Source organism: Rhodanobacter sp. FW510-R10 (genome assembly GCF_058781105.1).
This window is the reverse complement of sequence record NZ_JBYSWL010000001.1, coordinates 1,712,561-1,735,792: the sequence shown is the minus strand read 5'-3', so window position 1 is coordinate 1,735,792 and position 23,232 is coordinate 1,712,561. Positions and strand designations below refer to the sequence as shown.

The 23,232-nt window shown below is 67.7% G+C and carries 18 protein-coding genes; 5 read left to right on the top strand and 13 right to left on the bottom strand.

What is annotated here, in order from left to right; all coding sequences use genetic code 11:
• Positions 1-65 precede the first annotated feature (65 nt).
• Positions 66-1,415, top strand: a complete 1,350-nt coding sequence (locus AC3WJB_RS07420) for a 3-oxoacid CoA-transferase (protein WP_492680177.1) — start codon at positions 66-68, stop codon at positions 1,413-1,415.
• Positions 1,416-1,470: 55 nt separating this feature from the next.
• On the opposite strand, the gene AC3WJB_RS07415 is transcribed toward AC3WJB_RS07420, so the two are convergent.
• The 3 genes from AC3WJB_RS07415 to AC3WJB_RS07405 are packed head-to-tail and all read right to left on the bottom strand — an operon-like array spanning position 1,471 to position 3,984.
• The gene (locus tag AC3WJB_RS07415; protein ID WP_492680175.1) at positions 1,471-2,517 is read right to left on the bottom strand and encodes a sensor histidine kinase; all 1,047 of its coding nucleotides are present in this window, start codon (positions 2,515-2,517) and stop codon (positions 1,471-1,473) included.
• 18 nt (positions 2,518-2,535) lie between these two features.
• Positions 2,536-3,267: a response regulator transcription factor gene (locus AC3WJB_RS07410; protein WP_492680173.1), complete on the bottom strand. Its 732-nt coding sequence runs from the start codon at positions 3,265-3,267 to the stop codon at positions 2,536-2,538.
• A gap of 57 nt (positions 3,268-3,324) precedes the next feature.
• On the bottom strand, positions 3,325-3,984 hold the full coding sequence (locus AC3WJB_RS07405) for an arylesterase (protein WP_492680171.1): 660 nt from the start codon (positions 3,982-3,984) through the stop codon (positions 3,325-3,327).
• Here AC3WJB_RS07405 and AC3WJB_RS07400 point away from each other — a divergent pair.
• The 3 genes from AC3WJB_RS07400 to AC3WJB_RS07390 all read left to right on the top strand — a co-directional run bounded on the left by AC3WJB_RS07400 (position 3,983) and on the right by AC3WJB_RS07390 (position 7,803).
• A complete protein-coding gene (locus AC3WJB_RS07400; RefSeq protein ID WP_492680169.1) occupies positions 3,983-4,684 on the top strand; it encodes an ABC transporter ATP-binding protein in 702 nt (233 codons plus the stop codon). The two genes, AC3WJB_RS07405 and AC3WJB_RS07400, sit on opposite strands and share 2 nt — an antisense overlap.
• A 2-nt stretch (positions 4,685-4,686) precedes the next feature.
• A complete protein-coding gene (locus AC3WJB_RS07395) occupies positions 4,687-7,164 on the top strand; it encodes an ABC transporter permease (protein WP_492680167.1) in 2,478 nt (825 codons plus the stop codon).
• A gap of 114 nt (positions 7,165-7,278) precedes the next feature.
• Positions 7,279-7,803 (top strand): hypothetical protein, encoded by a 525-nt coding sequence (locus AC3WJB_RS07390; protein ID WP_492680165.1) that lies wholly within the window; start codon positions 7,279-7,281, stop codon positions 7,801-7,803.
• 61 nt (positions 7,804-7,864) lie between these two features.
• On the opposite strand, the gene AC3WJB_RS07385 is transcribed toward AC3WJB_RS07390, so the two are convergent.
• The 6 genes from AC3WJB_RS07385 to AC3WJB_RS07360 all read right to left on the bottom strand — a co-directional run bounded on the left by AC3WJB_RS07385 (position 7,865) and on the right by AC3WJB_RS07360 (position 11,979).
• On the bottom strand, positions 7,865-8,641 hold the full coding sequence (locus AC3WJB_RS07385) for a DUF4097 family beta strand repeat-containing protein (protein WP_492680163.1): 777 nt from the start codon (positions 8,639-8,641) through the stop codon (positions 7,865-7,867).
• 160 nt (positions 8,642-8,801) lie between these two features.
• A complete protein-coding gene (locus AC3WJB_RS07380; protein ID WP_492680161.1) occupies positions 8,802-9,293 on the bottom strand; it encodes a MazG nucleotide pyrophosphohydrolase domain-containing protein in 492 nt (163 codons plus the stop codon).
• Positions 9,290-10,102, bottom strand: a complete 813-nt coding sequence (gene cysQ / locus AC3WJB_RS07375) for a 3'(2'),5'-bisphosphate nucleotidase CysQ (protein ID WP_492680159.1) — start codon at positions 10,100-10,102, stop codon at positions 9,290-9,292. The genes AC3WJB_RS07380 and cysQ overlap by 4 nt, the downstream gene beginning before the upstream one ends.
• Complete coding sequence (gene nudE / locus AC3WJB_RS07370) at positions 10,099-10,656, bottom strand: ADP compounds hydrolase NudE (RefSeq protein ID WP_492680157.1); 558 nt, start codon at positions 10,654-10,656, stop codon at positions 10,099-10,101. The genes cysQ and nudE overlap by 4 nt, the downstream gene beginning before the upstream one ends.
• 9 nt (positions 10,657-10,665) lie before the next feature.
• Complete coding sequence (gene gspN / locus AC3WJB_RS07365; protein WP_492680155.1) at positions 10,666-11,511, bottom strand: type II secretion system protein N; 846 nt, start codon at positions 11,509-11,511, stop codon at positions 10,666-10,668.
• Between the two features lie 126 nt (positions 11,512-11,637).
• Positions 11,638-11,979, bottom strand: a complete 342-nt coding sequence (locus AC3WJB_RS07360; RefSeq protein WP_492680153.1) for a hypothetical protein — start codon at positions 11,977-11,979, stop codon at positions 11,638-11,640.
• A 197-nt stretch (positions 11,980-12,176) separates the two neighbouring features.
• On the opposite strand from AC3WJB_RS07360, the gene AC3WJB_RS07355 reads away from it, so the two are divergent.
• Positions 12,177-12,911, top strand: coding sequence for a 16S rRNA (uracil(1498)-N(3))-methyltransferase (locus AC3WJB_RS07355; RefSeq protein WP_492680151.1), 735 nt, complete (start codon positions 12,177-12,179; stop codon positions 12,909-12,911).
• Here AC3WJB_RS07355 and AC3WJB_RS07350 read toward each other — a convergent pair.
• From AC3WJB_RS07350 to AC3WJB_RS07335, 4 genes are all read right to left on the bottom strand, one after another.
• Positions 12,908-13,414 (bottom strand): chemotaxis protein CheW, encoded by a 507-nt coding sequence (locus AC3WJB_RS07350; RefSeq protein ID WP_492680149.1) that lies wholly within the window; start codon positions 13,412-13,414, stop codon positions 12,908-12,910. The genes AC3WJB_RS07355 and AC3WJB_RS07350 overlap by 4 nt on opposite strands.
• Complete coding sequence (locus AC3WJB_RS07345) at positions 13,411-15,246, bottom strand: chemotaxis protein CheB (RefSeq protein WP_492680147.1); 1,836 nt, start codon at positions 15,244-15,246, stop codon at positions 13,411-13,413. Before AC3WJB_RS07345 ends, AC3WJB_RS07350 begins: the two co-directional genes overlap by 4 nt.
• Complete coding sequence (locus tag AC3WJB_RS07340; RefSeq protein ID WP_492680145.1) at positions 15,239-21,001, bottom strand: hybrid sensor histidine kinase/response regulator; 5,763 nt, start codon at positions 20,999-21,001, stop codon at positions 15,239-15,241. The genes AC3WJB_RS07345 and AC3WJB_RS07340 overlap by 8 nt, the downstream gene beginning before the upstream one ends.
• An 85-nt stretch (positions 21,002-21,086) precedes the next feature.
• Entirely contained in the window at positions 21,087-23,114 is a 2,028-nt protein-coding gene (locus tag AC3WJB_RS07335) for a methyl-accepting chemotaxis protein (protein ID WP_492680143.1), read from the bottom strand.
• Positions 23,115-23,232 lie beyond the last annotated feature (118 nt).

Genomic DNA, 23,232 nt, shown 5'->3' with positions numbered 1-23,232 from the left:
GAAAGGCCGTCCCAACCGATCTGGCGTATCCTTCGAGGTTGATTCTTCGCACAGGACGACATGCCATGAACAAGGTTCACCCCAGCGCTGCCAAGGCCCTGGAGGGCCTGTTGTTCGATGGCATGACGATCGCCGCTGGCGGCTTCGGCCTGTGTGGCATCCCAGAAAACCTGATTGGCGCGCTGCTCGCCGCCGGCACCAAGGACCTCACCATCATCGGCAACAACGCCGGCGTGGACGACTTCGGCATGGGGCCGCTGCTGAAGACGCACCAGGTCAAGCGCGTCTATGCCTCGTACGTGGGCGAGAACAAGGAATTCGAGCGCCAGACACTTGCCGGCGAGCTGGACTTGCATCTCATCCCGCAGGGCACGCTGGCCGAAAAGCTGCGTGCCGGCGGCGCCGGCATCCCGGGTTTCTATACACGTACCGCATTTGGCACCAAGCTCGCCGAAGGCAAGGAAATCAAGACATTCGGTGGCAGGGAATACGTGCTCGAAGAGGCGCTGCACGCGGACCTGTCGATCGTCAAGGCATGGAAGGGTGATGCTCATGGCAACCTGGTGTTCCGCGAGACCGCGCGCAACTTCAACCCGATGATTGCCACCTGCGGCAAGGCCTGCGTGGCCGAGGTCGAGCATCTGGTGCCGGTGGGCCAGCTCGACCCGAACAACATCCACGTGCCCGGCATCTACGTCGACCGCATCGTGCAGGGTGAAAAGTTCGAGAAGCGCATCGAGTTCCGCACCCTGGCCGGCGTGCCAGCGGGCAAGGAAAACCCGACGCGCGTGGGGATGGCCAAGCGTGCCGCGCGGGAGCTCAAGGACGGCTACTACGTAAACCTGGGAATCGGCATCCCCACCATGGTGGCCAACTACATCCCGGCCGGGGTGAACGTCACCCTGCAGTCGGAGAACGGCCTGCTCGGCATCGGTCCGTTCCCCACCGAGGAGCAGCTCGACCCGGACCTGATCAACGCCGGCAAGCAGACCATCACCACGCTGCCGGGCTCCTCGTTCTTCTCCAGCGCCGATTCGTTCGCCATGATTCGCGGCGGCCACATCGACCTGTCGATCCTGGGCGGCCTGGAAGTGTCCGCCACCGGTGATCTGGCGAACTGGATGGTGCCGGGCAAGATGGTGAAGGGCCCGGGCGGCGCCATGGACCTGGTCAGCGGCGTCAAGCGCGTGGTGGTGCTGATGGAGCACTGTGCGAAGGACGGCTCGCCGAAGATCAAGGAAGCCTGCGACCTGCCGCTCACCGGCAAACAGGTGGTGGATCTCATCATCACCGACCTGTGCGTGTTCAAAGTCGACAAGGGCCGCGGCCTCACCCTCATCGAGCTCAATGACGGCGTGAGCGTGGAGGCCGTGCAAGCCAAGACCGGCTGTGCCTTCACCGTCGCCCTGAAATAAAGGTCAAATAAAGGGGACGGGCTATAAGTTACTGCTTGATTCGCCACGTCCCCTTCTATTTCCAATTTGCCACGCTCCGCTGGTTTTGCAGCGGGGCATCGGCGGCCTCGGGTGGGAACGAGCGGGGAAAACTGATACGCGCGACATTGCGTAATTCGTCGCCTTGGTTGTCCAGCTCCAGCGGCCAGGCAAAGCGGTCGCTGATGCGGTGCGCAATGCTCAGCTCGAAACCGTGCCGGCTTGCCACGTGCGCGTGGTGCGCCCTCGTTGCCTCTGCCACCGCGACGGCGACTGAATTGCTTACGCTGAGCATCTGCGGGCTCAGGTGAATCTCGATCAAGCCGGTATCGGTCTGCTGGTACGCGTTGCGGATCAGCTGTCCGCACAACGCCGCGAAACCCCGGGCCGAGCCTTCCAGGGCGAAACGTGCCGACTCCTCCAGCCGGAGCTCCACCGGCCAGTCGGACAGGCGCTCGCGCGCGTTCGCCACGACCCCGCGCACCACTTCGTTGGCCACGAAGCGCTCCTCGCCCACCCGCAAGTCGGGCCCACGGGCCAGCGCCAGCAAGGCCTCCACCATGACCTCCAGTTCCAGGCTGGCTTGGCGGATGTTGCGCACCGCACGCAAGTCCTCGACCCCAAGCTGCGAAGAGCCCAGCAAGCGGTCCACCGACATCTTCACCACCGTGAGCGGGCTGCGCAGCTCATGACTGACGTCGCGGGTGAACTGGTGTTCCCGCTGGGCACTGTCCACGATGCGCGTCGCCAGCGCATGCACCCCGCCGGCCAGCGCGGCAATGTCGGGGTCGGTCGACCGCGACAGGGAATCCAGGCTCAGCGCCACCGTATCCGGTGGCCTGCCTCCCCAGTGTCCAACCGCCACCGCCAGCTCGCGCACGGCTTGCCACTCGCGCGTGACCGCGAGCCATCCCAAGCCGGTGGTAAGCACGATGACCCCGATGACCACGAACGTAGGAGCCTGCCCGCGAATCCCAAGCAAGCTCACGCTGGCCACGGCCACCATCGACAGTATGAAGACACAGGCGCTGCGGACCAGGAAGCCGGTGCGATGGAGCGTCCATTTCGCGCGCGCTTTGTGCATCACGCTCCCCGCCCAAGTTCAGACGGCTTCCGCGGTGGCCACAGCCTCCGCATCGAGGTCCGCCAGCCGATAACCTGCCGAATGGATGGTATGTAGCAAAGGTCGGGCGAAAGGTTTGTCAATGACCCGGCGCAGGTTGTACAGGTGCGAGCGCAAAGTATCGGAATCGGGCAGCATGTCGCCCCAGATCTCGCGTTCAATATCACGCCGACTCACCACTCGCGGCGACTCACGCATCAGGATCACCAGTAGCTTCAGGCCGATCGGCGATACGGTCAGCTCCTGGCCGCCCCGGGTCAGGCGTAGCGTGGCCGTGTCCAGGCTCATGTCGCCCACAGTAAGCAGCCCGGCCGAAACCTGGCGCCGATCGCGGCGGATCAAGGCGCGCAGACGCGCTTCGAGCTCGCGCACCTCGAAAGGCTTGACCAGATAATCGTCGGCACCGGCTTCCAGGCCCACCAGCTTGTCTTCCAGTGTGTCGCGTGCGGTCAGCATCAATACCGGCGTGGCGCTCTTCGCTTCACGGCGCAATTTGCGACACACTTCGAGCCCGTCCAGGCCGGGCAGCATCAAATCCAGCACGATCACATCGTAGCTGTTGGCCACCGCCAAATGCAGGCCGCTCACGCCATCCGCGGCATAGTCCACGGAATAGCCCTGATCTTCCAGGAACTCCCCGACCATTTCAGCAATATGCCTGTTGTCCTCGATCAGCAGGATCAGCCCGGCTTGTTCTTCATGCACGGTCATGACGCTCTCCCATTGTCAGCCTTCACGTTTGTGAAAGCTAGGCAAGGGGGCGTGATGTCAGCGTGAACCCGCCGCCGTTTCCTGCAACAGCGGCTGAAGCTGGGGCCAGACCACGTCGAGGACCTGGACCTGGGCGGCGGCAGTCGGGTGCAAACCATCTGCCTGCATCAACGCCGGATCCTGGGCGATGCCATCGAGCAGGAAGGGTACCAGGGCAACGTGGTACTGCCGGGCCAGCTCTGCATACACGGCGCGCAAGCCGTCGCGATAACGCGGGCCGTAATTCACCGGCAATTCGATGCCCACCAGCAACACGCGGACGCGTGAGTGCCGCGCCGCGTCCAGCATCGCCGCCAGATTATCCCGCAAGCGCTCAAGTGGCAGGCCGCGCAAGCCATCGTTGGCACCGAGTTCCAGCACCAGCACGGCTGGTCGGTACTGCTTCAGCAAGGCCGGCAAGCGGTTGCGGCCGCTCAGGGAGGTCTCGCCACTGATGCTGGCATTGACCACGCGCCACTCCGGTACCATCTTGCCCAGACGCACATCGAGCAATTGCACCCAACCGGATGCCAATGGAATGTTGTGCGCCGCCGACAGTGAGTCGCCCAGTACCAGGACGGTCCTGGATGCCGTCGTGGGCGACGGCACCACCGCGCCGGCACTGCCGGCCAGCGCCAGCAGGATGCAACCCAACCACCAGACCAGGCACCCGCGCATGAGTGATCCACCCAAATTGCTGCTCGCAGCCCGCGATGTTAGCAAGTCGGTCAGCGGCCCGGAGGGCGTGCTCGATATCCTCTGCGGGGTGAGCCTCGAGGTTCGCCACGGGGAGAGCTTCGCCATTGTCGGCGCGTCCGGCTCGGGCAAGACCACCCTGCTCGGTCTGCTCGCCGGCCTGGATCTGCCCACTTCCGGAAGCGTGGAACTGGACGGACATGCCTTGCAGGAACTGGACGAGGAAGCCCGCGCGCGTCTGCGGCGGCGCCTGGTAGGCTTCGTGTTCCAGTCCTTCCACCTGCTCCCTGCGCTGACCGCCGAAGAGAACGTCATGCTGCCGCTCGAACTGGAGCGCCGACGCGACGCCCGGACCCGGGCCAGCGACGCCCTGGCGGCCGTCGGCCTGGGCGCCCGGCGCCGGCACTACCCGGCGCAGTTGTCCGGCGGCGAGCAACAACGCGTGGCGATTGCCCGCGCCTTCGTCCACGGCCCACAATTGCTGTTTGCCGACGAGCCCACGGGCAACCTGGACCAGCGTACCGGCGAGCACATCAGCGAACTCCTGTTCACGCTCAACCGCGAGCACCACACGACGCTGGTGCTGGTGACCCACGACCAGCACCTGGCCGCGCGCTGCACGCGGCACATGGAGCTGGAAGCCGGGCGCCGGCTCGATGCCGCCGAAGCCAGGGTGGCCTGAGCATGCTGCTGTTGGTTTTTCGCACCCTGCTCCGCGAGTGGCACCTGCCAGAATTGCGTACGTTGGGCGCCTCCCTGCTGCTGGCGGTGGTTGCGCTTGGCGTGGTGGCCACGCTGAGCGCGCGGATTGAGCGCGGCATGCTGGCCAGCGCGGCCGAGCTGATCGGCGGCGACGTCGGCATCTCCTCGCCGCAAGCGATCCCGGCGGCCTTTGCCGAAGCGGCGGCGCAGCGCGGCTTGCGCGCCACACGCACGGCCAGTTTCCCCAGCGTCGCGTTTGCCCAAGGACAAACCCAACTGGTCGACGTGCTGGCCACCGACGCCGAGTATCCGCTACGCGGCAAGCTGGAGCTGGCGGGCGCCGCCGGCCAAGCGCTGCCCGGACGCGCGCCGGCCGCGGGCGCCGTCTACCTCGACCACCGCGCGCTGGTGGCGCTGGACCTGCGCGTCGGACAGGCCGTGCAACTTGGCGGCCTGGAGCTGACCGTGGCGGCCGAGCTGCTGCGGCAGCCGGACGGTGGCCAGCTGCTGGCTCTCGCGCCGCGCGCCATGATGAGCCTGACTGATGCCGAGCGGGCCGGGTTGCTCGGCGCGGGCAGCCGGGCCAGACGCCAACTGCTCCTGGCCGGTGCCCCCAATGCGGTGGAGAGTTGGCGCAACTGGGCCGAAACGACCAGCCTGCCCGCGGGCGCCGAGCTGGTGACGCCGGAGCAGACCCAGCAGCGCATGCGCCGCACGTTCGACCGCGCCGGTTCGTTCCTGCGCCTGACCGCGTTGCTTTCGGCGCTGCTCGCTGGCGTGGCAATCGCGCTTTCCGCGCAGCGCTATGCCCGGCGCAAGACCCCCGAGATCGCGCTGCTGCGCGCCATGGGCGCTTCGCGCCGGCAGGTGCTGGGCCTGGTGCTGGGCACGCTTGCGCTGATGGCCGTGCCCATGGCCGCGCTCGGGTTGGCGCTCGCCCTGGCCGCGGCAGCGCTGGCCTGGCACTTCGCCAGCGCCTTGTTCGCGGCGCTGCCGACCGTGATGCCGGTGCTGCCGGCGCTGGCCTCGGCCGCCCTGGGTGTGGCGGTGCTGGTCGGCTTTGCCCTGCCGCCGCTGGCCCGACTGGCGCAAGTCCCGCCGATGGCCGTGTTCCGCCAGAGCACGACCCGGCCGTCGCGTCGCTTCGATGGCTGGTACGCGCTGCCGGTGCTGGTCGCGCTGGCCTTGATCTGGAACCAGAGCGGCTCGTTCAAGCTGGCGGCAATCCTGGCCGGCAGCCTGGCTGCCGTCGCCATTGGCGCGGCACTGCTGGCAGCCGCGCTGCTGTGGTTGGCACGGCACGCGGCGCCAGGTGCGCATCCGGCCTTGCGCCTGGGGCTTGCGGCCTTGTCGCGGCGGCGCCTGCTCAGCGTGATCCAGGCCACCGCCTTGAGCCTTGGGCTGTGCGCACTGCTGGTATTGGCCATCATCGCCCCGGCGCTGCTACAGGGTTGGCGCCAGGAGCTGCCAGCAGACACGCCAAACTGGTTTGCGTTGAACCTGCAGGGCGACCAGCGCGCAGGCTTTGCGCGCGCGCTGGGAGCACTGGGCGCCGACCAGCTCAACATGCTGCCGCTGGCCGTGGGCAAACTCACCACGATCAACGGCCGCCCCGTCGACCAGCTGGATTTTGCCGACCCACGCGCCAAGGACTGGGCCGACCACCAATTGCGCCTGTCCTGGGCCAGCGAGCTGCCGCCGGCCAACTGGGTCGTGGCCGGCAACTGGGCCGGCGCCGACCCGCCGCAAGCCGAGGTTTCCATCGACACCACCTGGCGCGACCGCTTCGACCTGCATCTCGGCGACCGGCTCGGCTTCGATGTCGGCGAGCGCCAACTGGTCGCCCGCGTGGGCAGCATCCGCGAAGTCGACTGGAGTTCGTTCCGGGTCAATTTCTTCCTGCTGTTGGATCCTGGACATGCCGGCGACCTGCCGCACACCTGGCTCGCGAGCTTCCATCTGCCGGCCATGCAAGCCAGCGCGCTGGCACCCTTGTCTCGCGAGTATTCCAACCTCAGCCTGATCGACGTCGATTCGCTGCTCGACCAGGTGCGCGGCATCGTCGAGCGGGTCAGCAGCGCAGTGCGCTGGATCCTCGGCTTCAGCCTGCTGGCCGGCGCCCTCGTGCTGGCTGCTGCACTGGCTGCCAGTGCAGCCGAACGCCAGCACGAGGCCGCCTTGCTGCGCACCCTTGGCGCCAGCCGCGGGCAGTTGCGCGTTGCCGCCGCCTGCGAGTTCGCCATGCTCGGCCTGGTGGCTGGCCTTACCGCAGCATGTGGCGCGGTGGGTACCGGCTACTGGCTGGCCCATGGGGTATTCCAGGTCGAGGCCTTCACGCCGCCGTTGTGGCCGCTGGTCGAGGCCACCGTGGGTGCGGCGCTGCTGGTGATGCTGGTGGGGCTGGGCGGCACCCGCAAGGCGAGCCGCACGCCACCGATAAGGCTGCTGCGCCAGGCTTGAATGCCCGCCTGTCAGCGGCGGGAGCTGAAGCGAAGGTAACCGCCAAGGTCAACCGCTCGCCACGCGGATGCGTTTTTTCCACAAGCCAGCCTTGGCATCCCACGGAGACCAAACATGCATCGCCCCACCTTGCTTGCCGCCACTCTCGCTGCCCTGCTTGCCGGCACGGCGTCGTTCGCGATGGCGCAGACTTCACCGCTGCCCGCACCGACCACAGACGCAGGCGCAGCCGCCGCGCACGTCATGCCGGGGGCTCCCGCCGGATCCATGGCGCGATCCTTCCACAACAAATGGAGCCAGGGCGCCCATCGCGAACGCAGCGGCGTGATCGGCGATCTGCGCGGCCTGGAGCGGCTGTACACGGAGGCCGGTCGGAGCAAGGACCTGACCGCGGTATACAACGACGTCCTGGCCCGCTCGCAGGATCCGCGCGTACGCAACTACGTGTACCACCGCCTGGCCCGCTTGCAGGCGCGCCCGGCCAACGTCGACCAGGCCATTGCCACCTTGCGCAAGAGCCTGGACGAGAACCTGGCCAACGCCGCGAAGATGCGTAACGAGCGCGAGCAGATGCGCAGCAACCGGCAGCAGCGCCAGGGCGCAGGTGCTTCGGCCACTTCCACCGGCCCGGCAAACTGAGCCACGCAAGTCGCGGTGCGTCGGCACCACTGCCGGCGCACCGTCCACGATCCCTGCCCAATCAACTATCGCGGTGCGGCACGCTGACCTTGCCCTTGACGCCGGAGTGGCCGACGTCGCCGCTGCCCTTGGCGCCGAGCGAGAAATCCCCGCCGACGTCGCGCACGGTGAGGTCACCGGAACCCAGCGTATCGGCGTGCACGCTGCCGCCCACGTGGCCCAGCGTGGCATCGCCTGAACCGATGCTGCCGATGTTGGCGTCACCCTTGATGCCATCGGCCTTGAAGTCGCCGGAACCCACCGAATCCAGCTGCAGGCTGCCGATGTCGCTGGCTTCGACATCGCCCGAACCCACGCTGGTGGCGAACTGGCCCGCAACCTGACGCACGCGCAGATCGCCGGAACCCACCGTGCTGCGCAGCTCCTGCACGCCGCGGACATCGGCATCGCCGGAACCCACGCGCACAGTGACCGGCATGGTCGCCGGCAGGTTCACGGTGACGTCGATGCTCGTCTCAGAGTCGCCGAACAGACTGAAGCCGGAACCGCTGCGATTGCCGCCGATCTCGATCAGCAACTGGTCGCCCTCGCGGTGCTGGGTGACCGTGAGTCGCTCCAGCGCGGCTTGCTCAGAGGCGCAGGCACGCCCGGCCAGGCTCAGGCCCTTGGTGCTGGTACCACCGATCAGGTGCAGGTCGCGGCTGTTGACGTCGACCTGCACGCTGCGCACGCCGGCCAGATCCGCCTGCAAGTTGCGCGGTGCCTCGAACTTGCACGATCCGGCGGCAAACGCGGCGAACGGTGCATACAGCACGGCGACAATGAAAAGACGGCGCATGGGGTTCTCCTCGGATGGTCGACCCGGCTTGATGCCCAGATCGCAAAGGCTTGCAAGCACCGCGGGTGCCTGGACGCCACAGCCAAACCCCGCGGCAAGCGCATCGATCATCGCACCACCCACGGCGCCAGTCCATGCGGCGCAGGACTCTCTGCCTGCGTCAGCGCAAGGTCGCGCGTTCGGCGTCCTTGACGCGCTGCCAGAGCCGTTCCTGCGCCGCCAGGTCGAGCTGGGCGAAATCGCCACCGTCGGCCCGGGCCAGTTGCTCCATCTGGCGGAAGCGGTGTTCGAACTTGGCATTGGCGTGCCGCAGGGCGGCGGAAAAATCCACGCCGGCGTGGCGGGTCAGGTTGACCAGGACGAACAACACGTCGCCAATCTCGTCTTCCAGCCGACCGGCACCGCTGCCGCGCGCAAACTCCGCGCGTACCTCGTCCACTTCCTCGACCAGTTTGGCCAGCACGGCATGGGCGTCAGCCCAATCGAAGCCGGTACGCGCGGCGTGCTCCAGCAACTGCAAGGTGTGGATCGGCGCGGACAGGTCGGCGCCAATGCCGGCCAATGCGCTTGGGTCATCCGCGCGATCGACCGCACCAGACTCCATTGCCTTGCCCTTGTCGGCACCTGCCGCCGGTACCTCGCGCGCACTCACAGGCCGGCGCCCCGCAGGCGCGAAACCCAGTCCACCGTGGGGTCGCCGACGGCAATGAATTCCGGGTTGATCAGCGATTCCTTGTGGTTGTAGGCAAAGGCCCGGCCGTGCAAATCCAGCAACGCGCCACCGGCTTCGCGCAGCACGCATTGCGCCGCAGCGGTATCCCACTCGCTGGTGGCGCCCAGCCGCAGATAGGCATCCGCACAACCCTCGGCAATGAGGCAGAACTTCAGCGAGGAACCCATCACCAGGCGCTGGTGGTCGGCGCCAAGCAACGCATCCAGCGCCGCCGGCGGCAAATTCCCGTGCGAGCGGCTGCCAGCCAGCACCGCCGGACGGGCCAGCGGCCGCGTTGCCAGTTGCTGCCAGGTCGCGCCGACGCGCGCCTGCAGCCAACTGCCGGCACCCTCGGCGGCGACATACAGCGCCCCGCTGACCGGCGCGAGCACCACGCCGAGCACGCTGCGGTGATCTTGGACAAGTGCGATGTTGACGGTGAACTCGCCGTTGCGCTTGATGAACTCACGGGTGCCATCGAGCGGATCGACCAGCCAATAGCGTGACCACTGCTGACGTTGCGACCAGTCCGCCGCGCGCGCTTCCTCCGAGAGCACCGGCAGCGCCGGCTGCCATTGCCGCAGGCCATCCAGAATCACCTGCTGCGCGGCCAGGTCCGCGGCCGTGACCGGCGAGGCATCGGTCTTGATGCGCACGTTGAAGTCACTGTGATAAACGGCCAGGATCGCATCGGCAGCCAGGCGGGCAATCCCGCCCACCTTGCGCGCAGCGGCCAGGTCGACTCTCATGCGCGCACGAAGCGCCCGGCTAGGTACTCGCGGGCCATGAACAGGGCGGCAATGGAACGGCCTTCGGTGACGTCGTCACGGCCCAGCAGCAGGTGCAACTCGTCCAACCGCCAGGGCACGACGTCCAGCTCCTCGGGTTCGTCGCCAGGCAGCTTCTCGGGGTACAGCTCCTGCGCCAGCACGACGTCGGCCATGTGTGCCATGTAGGACGGCGACAAGGCGAGCTTGTGCAGCACGGTGAGGCGCCGCGCGCCAAAACCCACTTCTTCCTTGAGCTCGCGGTTGGCGCCCTGCTCCGCGGTCTCGGCATCTTCCAGGCGTCCCTTCGGCAGGCCCAGCTCATAACGGCCGACGCCGGCGCCGTATTCGCGCACCAGCAGGACGGTCTCGGCATCGCGCATCGGCACCACGATCACCGCGCCGTGGCCATGGGGTTTCATGCGCTCGAAAGTGCGCCGCTGCCCGTTCGAAAACTCGAGGTCGACCTGCTCCACGCTGAGGAATCGGGTCGAATCGGCATCACGGGTGGCATGGACGATGGGTGGCGTGCGCATGCGGCCATTCTAGCGCCCGTGCCCCGAGCCAGCCGCCGTGGCCTTGCCGGCGGCAGCAGCGGCGGGCGCCACCATCATCACGCCACCGCGGCGCCGCACGTGCACCACACCTGCCGCGTCGGCCGGACCCAGGGCCGCCAACCAGCGCCGCAACCGGGGACTGGTACCGTGCTCGCGCAACCGCGCATCGAGGCGCCAGCCCAGCGGGCTGAGCAGCAACTGCGCCTGGGTCTGCAACGGCCCCGTACCCGCATCGTGGATGCGCACGTCGATCACCCCGTCGTGCGCGGTCGCCGTCCATGCCAGCTCGCCAAGGGACAGCAGCCCCGATGGCGTGCGCAACGCCGCATCGCGCCAGCGTGCGTGCAGGTTCAACTGCATCGGCCAGCCGCCCTGCAGCAGCGCGCGCCGCGCCGTCATTTGCCATTCACCGAGCGGTTGGCCTACGTTCGACAGCTGGGCGAGTGGCCAGGCGGCGAGGTCCGCGCGCAGGCGCACGTCCGTCCAGGCGGAGCGTCCATCCGGCAGTGCGCGCATGGTGGCGGAAAATCCGAGCTGTGGCCCATCGAGTTCGACGCGGACCGGCATCGCCATGTACACCGCTTGCCGCGACACCTGCCAGGCGGCGTGGCCGAGCGAGCGGCCATCCGGCAACACCACGTGCTCGGCCCGGCCATCCCACAAGGAACCGCTGACACCTTGCAACTGCAAACCATGCAGGCGCGGGGCAATCCAGGGCAGTGCCCAGCGCGCCGGCAGATTCCAAGCCAGCGCCGCCAGGCCCACGAGGGTGACTACTGCACACAGCGCGACGACCCGCCAACGGCGCTTGCCTCCCCTTGAGTTTTCACCCATGGGTAAGCCGGACGGGGCAGCTCCGAGTCCCCCATGAGCGACAACCCCCGCGTCTGGATACCACGGAGCATCGCCCCAAGGTGGGCGCCTGCGATCCATCAACGGGTGCCCGTCGGTGGCCGCAGACTACTGGCCGATGCGGATGCTCGGATCCAGCATCTGCAAGGCGCGGCCGGTGTCGATCTGGCCGGTACGGCGCAATTCCGCGCCGCTGTAACTGCGGCCAACGACCGGCAGGCACTCGCCAGCCTTGGCCCGGATGCGGCTACCGGTATCGCGGATGCAGTTGCGGTCACCTGCCTTCACCGCCGCGTTGTTGCGTGTGGCGGCCTGCGCGGAAGCCGTGAGCGCCGAGTCCTGGGCGCTGGAAGCCGGCGTGGCCGAGGTGGCCTGCTGGGCAAATGCGCCGGTGGCCCCGAAGCCAAGCGTCAAGGCGGTCAATACAAGGGTGCGAGTGAGGTTGGTCATGGTCTTGCCCTCCATATCGTGTGGACAACTTCCGGCGGCCTGAGTTTCAAGCTGCCACTTCCGCGCGCAAATCCGCGGGCATGGGGTGGCGCTCCCAGCTTGCCCAAAATCCCTCGTACTTGCAAAGCAGTCGCCATGCAGCCTGCAGCGCCACGGCAACCCTGGGTTATCCTGGCGACTTTGTCCTTGCTCCCATCATGCGCAGCGTCCGCATCCATGTCGAACTCCCGCTGGCGATCGGTGACCAACTGGCCCTGCCTGCCCAAGCCGCCGAGCACGTCGCACGCGTGTTGCGCATGGTCGCTGGCGACGCGCTGAGCCTGTTCAACGGCGATGGCCGCGACTATCAAGCCACGCTCCTCACGGCCGGCAAACGCGGCGTGACGGTGTCGATCGGCAACGTACGGGAGGCCGCCACGCAGTCGCCACTGGCCTTGACCCTGGCCCAGGCGATCGGCCGCGGCGACAAGATGGACTGGATCGTGCAAAAGGCCACCGAATTGGGCGTGGTCCGCATCGTCCCCTTGCTGACCGAGCGCACCCAGGTGCAGCTCGATGGCGCACGTGCGCGCAAACGCGTGGAACACTGGCACGCGGTGGCCGTGGGGGCTTGCGAGCAAAGTGGCCGCTCGGTACTGCCCGAGGTCACGGCGCCGCTGGCCTTGCCGGAGTGGCTGACGCAGATCGGTGCCGAGTCCGGGCTGCGGCTGGCCCTTGAACCGGGGGCGGAGTCGAGGATGCGCACGCTGCGTTTCACCCTCCCGCGCGGCATCCTGGCCGTCGGCCCGGAAGGCGGGCTCAGCGAAGGTGACCTGCAACGCTTGCACGCGGCCGGGTTTTCCGGCGTGTCGCTCGGACCGCGCATCCTGCGCACCGAGACGGCCGGCCTGGCCGCACTGGCCGCACTGCAAGCGCTGCACGGCGACGGCTAGGAGCGGCGGGTCGCGCCCGGTTCGTTCCCGACACCGGCGCTGGAGAGCTGCTCCAGCAGGGCCGTTTCGATCCACTCCAGGTCCGGGATCACGGCAATGTCGTCGCCCACCAGCGCACGTGCGCGCTCGCCGTCGGGCAGGAGCTTGCCGTCGTCGACCGGTATCAACAGGTCTGGATTCAGCGTGGCCAGGCGCGGGAAGCCCTGGGTGATCAAGGCAAAAAACGGCAGGCGCGGGTCGCCGCCAACGGTACGCAGCACGGCCACGCGGATGCTCTGCGTGGCATCCCGGTCGCCGGCGCCGACGAGGCGGGTGAACGACACCAGCGGCACCTGCTGCCCGCGCCATTTGATGCTGCCCAGGACCCATTTGAGCTGCGCGCTCACAGGCTCCACTGGCGGCTGCGCAATCACCTCGGCAATCAGCGAGTTGGGCAGCAGCAGACGCAGGCTGCCGGCCGGGATCAGCACACAGCGGACCTCGCGCGGCAAGGCCTCATTCATGCCGGCCTCTCCGCGAGGCGGGCGGCCAGCTCCTGCGGCGTGCCGAAGTACTCCACCACGTCGGCAGCCGATATCTCGTGCACCATGTCCGCGTATTCATTCGCCGCGGTTTCCACCCACACGCGCCCACCGGCCGCATGCACCGCCTTGGCCCCGGCAATCGAGTCGGTGTTGTGGCCGGAGAACACGATGGCCAGCGCATCGCGTCCGAACACCTCGGCGGCCTTGCTGAAGCAGTCGTCGATGGACACCTCCGGCTGTTCTTCGCCCATGGACTGCATATCCACCCGCGCGTCGCGATGGATGCGCACCGCATAACCAGGTGGCGCCACCAGGACCTGCCCGGGTCGCGTGGGCACGCCATCGGCCGCGAGCGCCACGGGCAAGGGGCAGGCGGCGGCCAATTGCGCCACCAGCTCGGCCACGCTTTGTCCGCGCAAATGTTGGGCATGCAGGAAGGTCATCGTCGCGTCGGCCGGCAAGGCGGCGTAGAACGCCAACGCCGACACCGAGCCGCCCAGCGTCGAGCCTGTCACCACCAGGCGCGAGAGGGCCACCTGCAGCTCATCCAGGTGCATTTCCACCGCGGCGGGTGCTGGTCGCGGTGCGACCGCCTCCTCCATCGATACCAATTCCAGGTTCAGCACGGGTTCGTCGTCCACCGCCATGGCGTCGGCCTCGGGCGCGAGGAATTCCGCCGCGGACTGCTTCTCCACCCCGAACGTGGCGGGGACGAGCGCGTCGTCGTCGACCAGCGCCCAATCATCGGGAATGCTGGGCAGGACGGGTGCGGGTGGCGGCGTGTCCACGGCCACGGTGTCGGCACCAGGTGCCTGCGCACCGGGCATGGCGTCATCCACCAGCCGCATGCCGCCAAGCACGCCATCGAGTCCTAGGGCCGGCGGCGCGGCCGCAGGCTTGGTCGGCGGCGCCGGTGGCGCGGCCGCGGGTTCTTCCTGCGCGCCGCGGCGATCGAGCAAGTCATCCAAACCCATCACCGGCAAGGAGATAGCCATGGATTCGGCGGGCGATTCCGGAAATTCTTTCATGTCATCGTCCCCAGTACCCGGGTGGTCGAACATGTCGTCCAGGTCCATCCCCGGCAGGGCGGCAGCGGCGGGCTCGATGGCCAGGTCCGGGATTTCTGCTGCTTGCGCGTCCGCTGCGTTGCGGTCATCGGCCCGCTCGTCCAAGGCCAAGCCCGAAGCGACGGCCGCCAAGGGCGAAGCGTGCGTCGAGGCCGCGCCATCCGGCGCGGGCAAACCGGCGTCATCGATGGTCCCGTCCGCTTCACTGTCCGACAGTTCGGCCGAGGCGAGGAGGGCCTCAAGCTCCGCCGAGAGTGCCTCGATGTCACTACGATTGCGCTCCGCCTGGTCGGCATCGGCGGCGTCGGCAGCCCGCGGCAACAAGCCAATTTCCGGTTGCTCCCCGTCCAGCGCCGGTGCAGGCGGCCCGTCCACGCCCTGGGCCCGCGGCGGACTGGGCCGTGGTGGATCGACCTCTCCACTTTGCATGACCTTGGCCGCCAAGTGGCGTGCCCAGCGGGCCCGGTCCCAGCCTACCAGGGCCGCGCTGGCCGCGGCATCGTTGAACACCAGGCGCGGACGCTCGCCATCGATCAGCGCATACAGGCGATCGAGTGCCTCCGCCGCGGCATCGTCCAGGTTGATCACCAGCACGTCGGCGTCGAGTTCGCGCAGCAGGTCCCGGCTGACACCGGCAATCGATCCCTCGTGCACGATGCGTCCGCCGCACGCACCCAAGGCCTCGCGCAACTGGGCCACCAGCGCGGTATCGTCAAACAGCAGGGCAATCGACGGGTCACTCATGGCCCGCCTCCAGCGCACATTGTTCAAGCACCTGGCGGATCTGCACAAGCAGGTCGGCCTCCTGGTAAGGCTTGCCAAGGTAGCGTTCGACGCCGATGTTCAACGCGCGCTGGCGATGCTTGTCGCCGCTGCGCGAGGTGATCATGATGATCGGCACGTTGCGCAGGCGTCGATCCGCCTTCATGTGGGTCGCCAGTTCATATCCGTCCATGCGCGGCATCTCGATGTCCAGGAGAATCAGGTCGGGCACGTGCTCACGCAGCTTTTCCAGCGCGTCGACGCCGTCGGTGGCCACGATTGCGTCGTAACCGTTGCGCTCCAGCACGCGCCCGGTGACCTTGCGCACGGTGATCGAGTCATCCACGACCATCACGCTTGGGCGTACCGGCGGGACTTCGCGCAGCGGTACCTCGACGGCACCCAGCCCATCGGCGACCCGCTGCCGCCGCCGCGCGAGCCCGTGGCGCACCAGCGGAGCCAGATCCAGGATGACCAATACCGAGCCATCGGCCATGATCGTGGCGCCAATCAGGCCCGGCACGGAACTGACCTGCGGTCCCACGGCCTTGACCACGATCTCGTGCGAGCCGAGCATGCTGTCGACGCGAACGGCGGCGCGCAGGTCGCCTGCGTGCACCAGCAACAGCGGCGGCGCTTCGCTCGGCGATGGCGGGCCGGGTGGCAGGCTGAGCAGTTGCGCCAGGTCGTAGACGGCAAATTCCTCACCGCCGCGCCGATATGCCGGTTCGCCGGTCTCCTGCATCGCCACCAGGTTGGCCGCCGCGACGTGGACCACACCTTGCACCGAGGTCATGGGTATCGCGAACGTGGCCTCGCCCACCTGCACCAGGATGGCGTGAGTCACGGCAAAGGTGAACGGCAGGCGCAACACGAAGGTGGTGCCCTGGCCCGGCTGCGACTCGATGGCGAGTGAGCCGCCAAGCTGCCGGATCTCGTTCGCCACGACGTCCATGCCGACGCCGCGGCCAGCCAACTGCGACACGCTGCTGGCAGTGGAAAAGCCGGTCTGGGTGATCAACGAAAGCAATTGCTCGTCGGTAGGCTCCACCTCCGGCGCCAACAAACCACGCTCGATGCCGCGGGCACGAATCGCGGCCCGGTCCAGGCCGCGACCGTCGTCGCTGACGCGGATGACCATCTCGGTGGCTTCGCGTGACACGTCGATAAGCACCACGCCATCGGCCGGCTTGCCAGCCTTGACCCGCTCAGCCGGGGTTTCGATGCCATGGGCAATTGCATTGCGCAGCATGTGTTCGAACGGGGCCTTGATCCGCTCAAGCAGGTTGCGGTCGAGCTCACCGTGCGTGCCCTCCACATGCAACTGTGCCCGCTTGGACTCCTCGCGTGCGGCCTGGCGCAAGGTGCGTCGCAAGCTGGGAACCATGCTGTCGAACGGCAGCATGCGTGCCCGCAGCAGGCCATCCTGCAGTTCGGTCGCGACCCGCGCCTGTTGCACCAGAAGCGACTCGGCCTGGCGGGTCAAGCCATCCAGGGTGGTCTGGATGGACGTCAGGTCGGATACCGATTCGGCAAGCGCGCGGGAATATTGCTGCAACTGCGAATAGCGGTCGAGCTCGAGCGGATCGAACTTGACCTGTCCGCTTTCGCGATGCTCGTGCTGGAAACGGGCGATGATCTGCGCTTCGGTTTCGATCTCCAACATGCGCAACTGGCCGCGCAGGCGCGACACGGTCTGGTCGAACTCGACCAGGTTGTGTCGATACGCGGCAACTTGTTGTTCCAGGCGGGCGCGATGGATCGCCACCTCGCCGGACCAGTTGACCAGGCTGTCGAGCAGGCCGGCACGCACACGAACCTGTTCCTGCGCGGAAGAGGTGTCCTCGTGTTCTTCCGGTAGCAGCTCGGGCAGCTCGCGGTGGAGCGGTGCGGCACTGACGGGCGCCGCCAATTCCGTCGTGGTGGCCCGGTCTGCATCGGCATCGGCAACAGCCTTTGGCTTGATCTCAGCCTCAGCCTCAGCCTCAGCCTCGGCATCGGCGTCTGCACCCGTTACGATTTCTGTTGCTGCTTCCACCTCGGCCGCTGCCGAGGCACCACCAGCCAGGGCCTGCAGCTGCTCAAGCATTGCTTGCGGATAGGCGAGCACCTGGCCGGCGGCGACCCGCTGCACCATCTGGTTCAACTGGTCGAAGCTGGCCTCCAGCGCGTCCAGCAGCGGTCCAACGCGGTCCTGCCCTGGTACGCCACGTTCCAGCAAGGTCTCCACCGCGTGCGCCAGGTCGCCTACCGGAGCCAGGCCCGAAATGCGCGCGCCACCCTTGAGCGTGTGCAGATCGCGGCGCAGCCCAGCCACGTAGCCGGTTTGTTCCGGGTCCGCACGCCAGGCCGCAAGCACGCCGTCGGCATGATCGAGCAGCTCATGCGCTTCCTCGAGGAAGACCTCGAGCAGGTCGGGATCGATTTCGCCGACAGCCTCCGAGCGTGCACCGCGCGTGGTTGGCGTCTCGCGCGGCGCGGGCTCATCGGCAGGGGCTGCCGCCGCGTCTGGCACCATGGGCGGCGCCACCGCCGGCGGCTCGGGAACTGCTTGCTGCTGCGGCTCAGGCTCTTGCGCGAGCTCTTGCACGGGCACGGGCACGGGCACAGGCTCGGCCTCCCCGCCACGGGCTCGGTCTGCCTCTGTGCGCGGCTCGGGCGCCGCATCAATGGACGCAACCGCGACCGGTTCGGCGGGTGCACCGGTCTCGTTGGACCCCGTCGCCAGCGTCGGCTCGTCGGTCGGGGAAACGGCGACTACGTGCTTGGAACGCACGTCGCGGTAGCGCTCGCACAACGCGGCCAATTGCGCAGCCAGCGCGTCCACCTGCGGCAGCACGGGCTCGGCTCGATCGAACTGGTTCATGACCTGGTCGACCACATCCAGCGTCTGCGCCAGCAATGGCGCCCCGTCCGCCGGCAGCGGCAGGTCGGCTCCCCGCAAACGCTTGAACAGCGTCTCCAGCGGCGCCAACAGTTGCGTCAGCAGCGGCACGTCGACCATGGCGACGGCGCCATGCAGGGTATGCACCGCACGCAAGGACTCTTCATCCAGGGTCAGTTGCCCCTCGGCAGCCGCGACCGCGGTACGCAGCAGCTGCACGTATTGCGCCACTTCGCTGCGCAGGATTTCCAGCAGTACTGGGTCCACCGTCGGCAAATCCTGCCGACTGGGCGCCACCGTCGCCACTTCTGGTTCGGCCGGCGTTCCCGGCACGGCGGAGGGCCGCCCGATTCCGCGTTCCGTCTCGTCACGCCGTACGCGGCGATGCACGACCCTGCGCACCATTTCGGTGACGGCCGGCGCCTGGTCCTCCACACGGGCCTGTTGCCCCGCAGCCAATTGATCGGCAGTCTGCATGATGGCGCTGAGCGGGGCGTCCGCCATGCCCTCACCCTTCAGCGCGGCGAGCAGGCCAGGCAGCGCGCCAATCGCATGCTGGACCAGCGCCTGCACGTCGCCGTGCGCCTCGATACTGTTGTCGAGCACGTGATTGAGCATGTTCTCGACTTTCCAGGCCAGCTCGCCGACCACGCTCGCGCCGACCAGCCGACCCGAACCCTTGAGCGTGTGGAACGCACGGCGGATGTCCACCAGCGGCGGCCGTTGCTTGGGGTCAGCCTGCCATACCGCGTTGGCCTGGCGCAGGGTATCGATCTCCTCCTGCATCTCCTCCAGGAAGATGCCGCGGATGTCGTCGTCGATGCCTTCGACATCGGCCTTGAAGCCAACCTGGGCAGCCAGCGCATCGTGTGGTGGGACGTCTTCGAAGACTTCCTCGACGACATCGACCCAATCACCGTCCGCGTCGTCCGCGTCGTCCGCAGCGTCCACAGCGGTCGCGACTGCTTTCGCCGTCGCCGTGTCGGCGACGGCATCGAGCGGCGCCGCCTCGAGGCCGACCGTCGCACCAGCCAGGTCGGGCGCCACACTGATTGCCTCGGAGAGTTCCGCACCGACTTCCGCGAACGGCGCATCCTCGGCGGCAGCGACGAGCGGCTCGGGCTCGACGGCAAATTCGCGCGGCGGCGGTACCGGCAAATAACCCAGCGCGGTCAAGCCCCGTTCGGCCAACTCCAGCGTGTGGTCCAGGTGGCCGCGATGATCGCGCACCGCTTCCAGGTAATACTCCAGCGCGGCCAAGGCGTCGGCCAGCAAGTCCATCTGAGCCGTGCCTGGCACGCGCCGGTCGGCCAGCAGTTCGTTCTCGATGTAGCGCCCAATGCCGAGGGCCAGCTCGCCGGGACGTGGCGCGACGAGCATGTGCATCGCACCCGAGACTTCCTTGAGCAAGGCCGGGGTGCCGGCCAGGTGCGCATGCTGCCAGCCGGACTCGACGAAGGCGACGATGGCCTGCTTGACCTTGGCGGTGTTGGCCATGGCCTCGCTCATCAGGGCCGAGACCAGGTTCAGCGCGTCAGCTTGTGACAAGCCAGCGGTTCCCGCCGACGAGTCGGCTTCCTCACCGGCCCCAAGGCGCTGGATATGATCGTCAAGCGAGGACTCCACCGCGAGCAGCGCCCCGGCGACCTCCAGCAGCGTCTCCTCATCGGCCGCGCGCATGCCGTTGGCCAGCTCTTCCAGGACGCGGCGCTGCTCGACCACGATCCCGCGCGAGGTCGACAAGGCGAGCATGCCGAGGGTGTCGCCGATGCGCTCCAGCACTTCCCCGTAGGTGGCCAGCTGGGCAGGATCCCCATCGCCTTGGCGCAGGAACATGTCCAGCGCCTCCTTGACCCGCAGCAGGTCCTCCTTCAGGGCCCGCGACACCGAATCCAGCAGGTTGCGGTTGTAGCCGGCTATGGAACCACGGGCCTGGTCCAACTCCCCGACATTGGGCACCAACTCGTCCAGCGCATAGACCTGGCGCAACAAGGCCATATGCGGTGTCAAGCGTGGCGCATGCGCCACGATGTACAGCAGTTTGCGCGTCACCGCGTCAGCGTCGGTGCTGAGCAGGTCGGCTTCACCCCCCTCGATCATGCGGCGGACCAGGCGGTCAATGTGTGCGGCCGTGCGCCGCATCTCGGTGGCATCGCCCTTGATCAGCCCGCGCTCAAGGCCCTCGAATACCCCAGCCGCCACCCAGCACAGCCGACAATTGTGTTTGGCCGTACAGCAGGCCGCCATGGCCAACAGGGTGCGGCGCATCGCGCGCAGGCGCTGGGGAATCTCCTGGCCGCGAAACCACCCCAGCAACTGTTGTTGGAAATGCAGGCGCAGATCGGCCAGCTGGTCGTGGCGTGTGCGCGCCGACAAGTCGGCGGCAGCCATGGGCACATCGCCGGGCAGTGGCAATTCCAGGTTCGGGTAGAACAGCGCCGATTCCCCCAGCGGCTGCTGCCGCCGGCTGGCGCGCACGTCGTTCAGCAGCGGCAAGAGCACCATGGGCACGTCGCGCTGTCCGCTGGACAGGCGCTCCAGGTAATCCGGCAGTTGCATCAGGCCGCGCATCATCACTGCGCTGGCTTCCTCGGCACCGGTGGTGGCCTGCTGCCGCAGCGCGTCGGCAAGCTGGCTGAGCTCGTCGGCAATCAAGGCCGCACCCTGCAGCTCCACCATCTGCAAGGTGCCGTGCACCTGCCGCAAGTGTTCCGCGCACGAGCGCATCGTCCGGCCGTCGCCGGGACGCTCGACAAACTCCTCAAGCGCCTCGCGCGCGGCGAACAGCGCCTCGTCGAGCTGGGGTTTCACCCATTGCAACATGGTGAAACTGGTTTGGTCTTGAAGTCTCATGCGCGTTTCCCGACCCTACGGCGCAGACAGCCCATGCAGCAACGGGATTTCCCTTTTATGGCGTCCTGGCGGTGCGTCGAAGTTCTCACGCCGGCAAGGTGAAGTGGGCGACCGAGCGCCGCAAGTCGCTCGCCAGTTGCGCCAGGGTGCCGATCGAGTCGGCAGTCTGGCTGGCACCGTCCGAGGTCTGCGAGCTGATGTCCTGGATCGCGTTCATCGATGCCGAAATTTCGGTGGCGGCCGTGGACTGCTGGCTGGCGGCGGTCGAGATGGCCTGGATCAGCGCGGCCAGGTCGTGCGACACGCGCTCGATGTCGCCCAGTGCACCGCCGGCGTCCTCGGCCAGGTGGGCGCCTGACACCACCCCCGCCGTGGTTTGCTCCATCGAACTCACCGCTTCGCCAGTATCGGACTGGATGGCCTGGACCAGCGCTTCGATGCGCTTGGTCGCCCGCGTGGAGCGTTCTGCCAGCCGCTGCACCTCGTCGGCAACCACGGCAAAACCCCGGCCCGCCTCACCGGCTGACGCGGCCTGGATCGCCGCATTCAAGGCCAGGATGTTGGTCTGCTCGGCGATGTCGCTGATCAGCTCGACGATCGAGCCAATCTCCTGCGACGATTCGCCGAGGCGCTTGATGCGTTTGGACGTCTCCTGGATCTGGTCGCGGATTGAATCCATGCCCGCGATCGTCTCGCGCACCACGGTGGCCCCGCGGGCGGCGATGGTCACGGATTGCTCGGCCACCTCGGCGGACTTTGCCGAATCCTTCGACACCGTATCCATGGAGCTCACGATCTGGTTGATCGACGAGGTCGCGGCGCTGATGTCGCGCGCCTGCTTTTGCGCCGCATCCGCCAGGCTGCGGGCCGTGGCCTGGCTCTCCTGCGCCGAGCTCGACACTTGCTCGGACGTCTCGTTGATGGTGGTGACCAACGAGCGCAACTCGTCAATGGCGTAGTTGACCGAGTCGGCGATGGCGCCGGTAATGTCTTCGGAGACCGTGGTGGTCACGGTCAGGTCGCCCTCGGCGAGCGAGCCCATTTCGTCCAGCAGGCGCATGATGGCTTCCTGGTTGCGCCGGTTCAGCTCGGTGCTGTGCGCGAAGCGGCGGCGCTGGTCGCCGATCAAGGTGATCACCAGGAGCAGGGCGAAGGCCACCGCCGCGGCCGCACCAAACAGGCCCCACCAGACATTCGGGAACAGGCGGTGGGTCGCCGCCGCATCGATGCGCTCGGACAAGGCGTTGGCACGCAACAGCACGGTCTGTGAATCGACCGAGGCCTCGTTTGCCGCGACCTTCACGCTGGCCAGCTTGGGCGCCGCCAGCACCAAGGCGGCAACCGCACCAGTCAGCTTGCTCCAGCTCGCGTCCACGTCGCCGAGTATCCTGCGGGCCTGGGGATCGGCCACCATGCGTACCCCCGTGTTGCCGCCCCCCGACACCAGCCCCGTGAGCACATTGCCGTAAAGCTCCGCGTCGCGCGCGAGGCCGTCTGCAGCGGTGGCCGAGTCTGCCCCACCCTGGATCACTTCCTGGACGCGGCGCAGGATACGGTCAGCCGACAGCATCTGTCGCGAGGTCCCCACCACCTCGGCGGTGCTGGCGTTGCGCTGCACCAGCCCATTCACCACTTGGTCCATGCTGGCGTTGATCTGCGTGACCTGGTTCGACAGGACCGCAGCCTGCTGCGAGGCATCGACCACCAGCGCCTTGTTGCCCAGGATCTTGCCAAGGTTCCCATCCAGGTGTTGCCAGGCACTGGCCAGTGCGGCCACGGCCTGTCCCGTCGGGCTGCGGTCGTCGGCATAGCCGCGCATGCCACTTTCCCGGTCGCCATGCTGCAGGCGCTGCATGGCCGAGCCGATGGTATTGCGCGTGGTTTCCAGGTCGGTGAACGCATCGACGTGGGCGCCAGTCGACTCCAGCGCAAAGCGCGCCGCCTGCTGCGACAGTACCTGGACCTGCGTGGTGAGGGCCACGGCCTGGCGGTCTTCGTCGTTGGCGCGGTTGAGTTCGTAAAAGTTCAACGCGGCAAACGCGATCGCGGCGAGCAACAGCACGATGAGTGCGGTGTACCCATGTTCTCCGCCGACACTCCCTTTAGTGCTCATACTCACCTCGATTGTCAGGCTCCTGCCCCGCCGCGCAGCCAGCTGCACGAAGCTGTGCCCGTGTCCTACGCAAGGCCAAGCCAAGCCGCAGCCCGGCACCCGGATCCGCTGGGCTGCA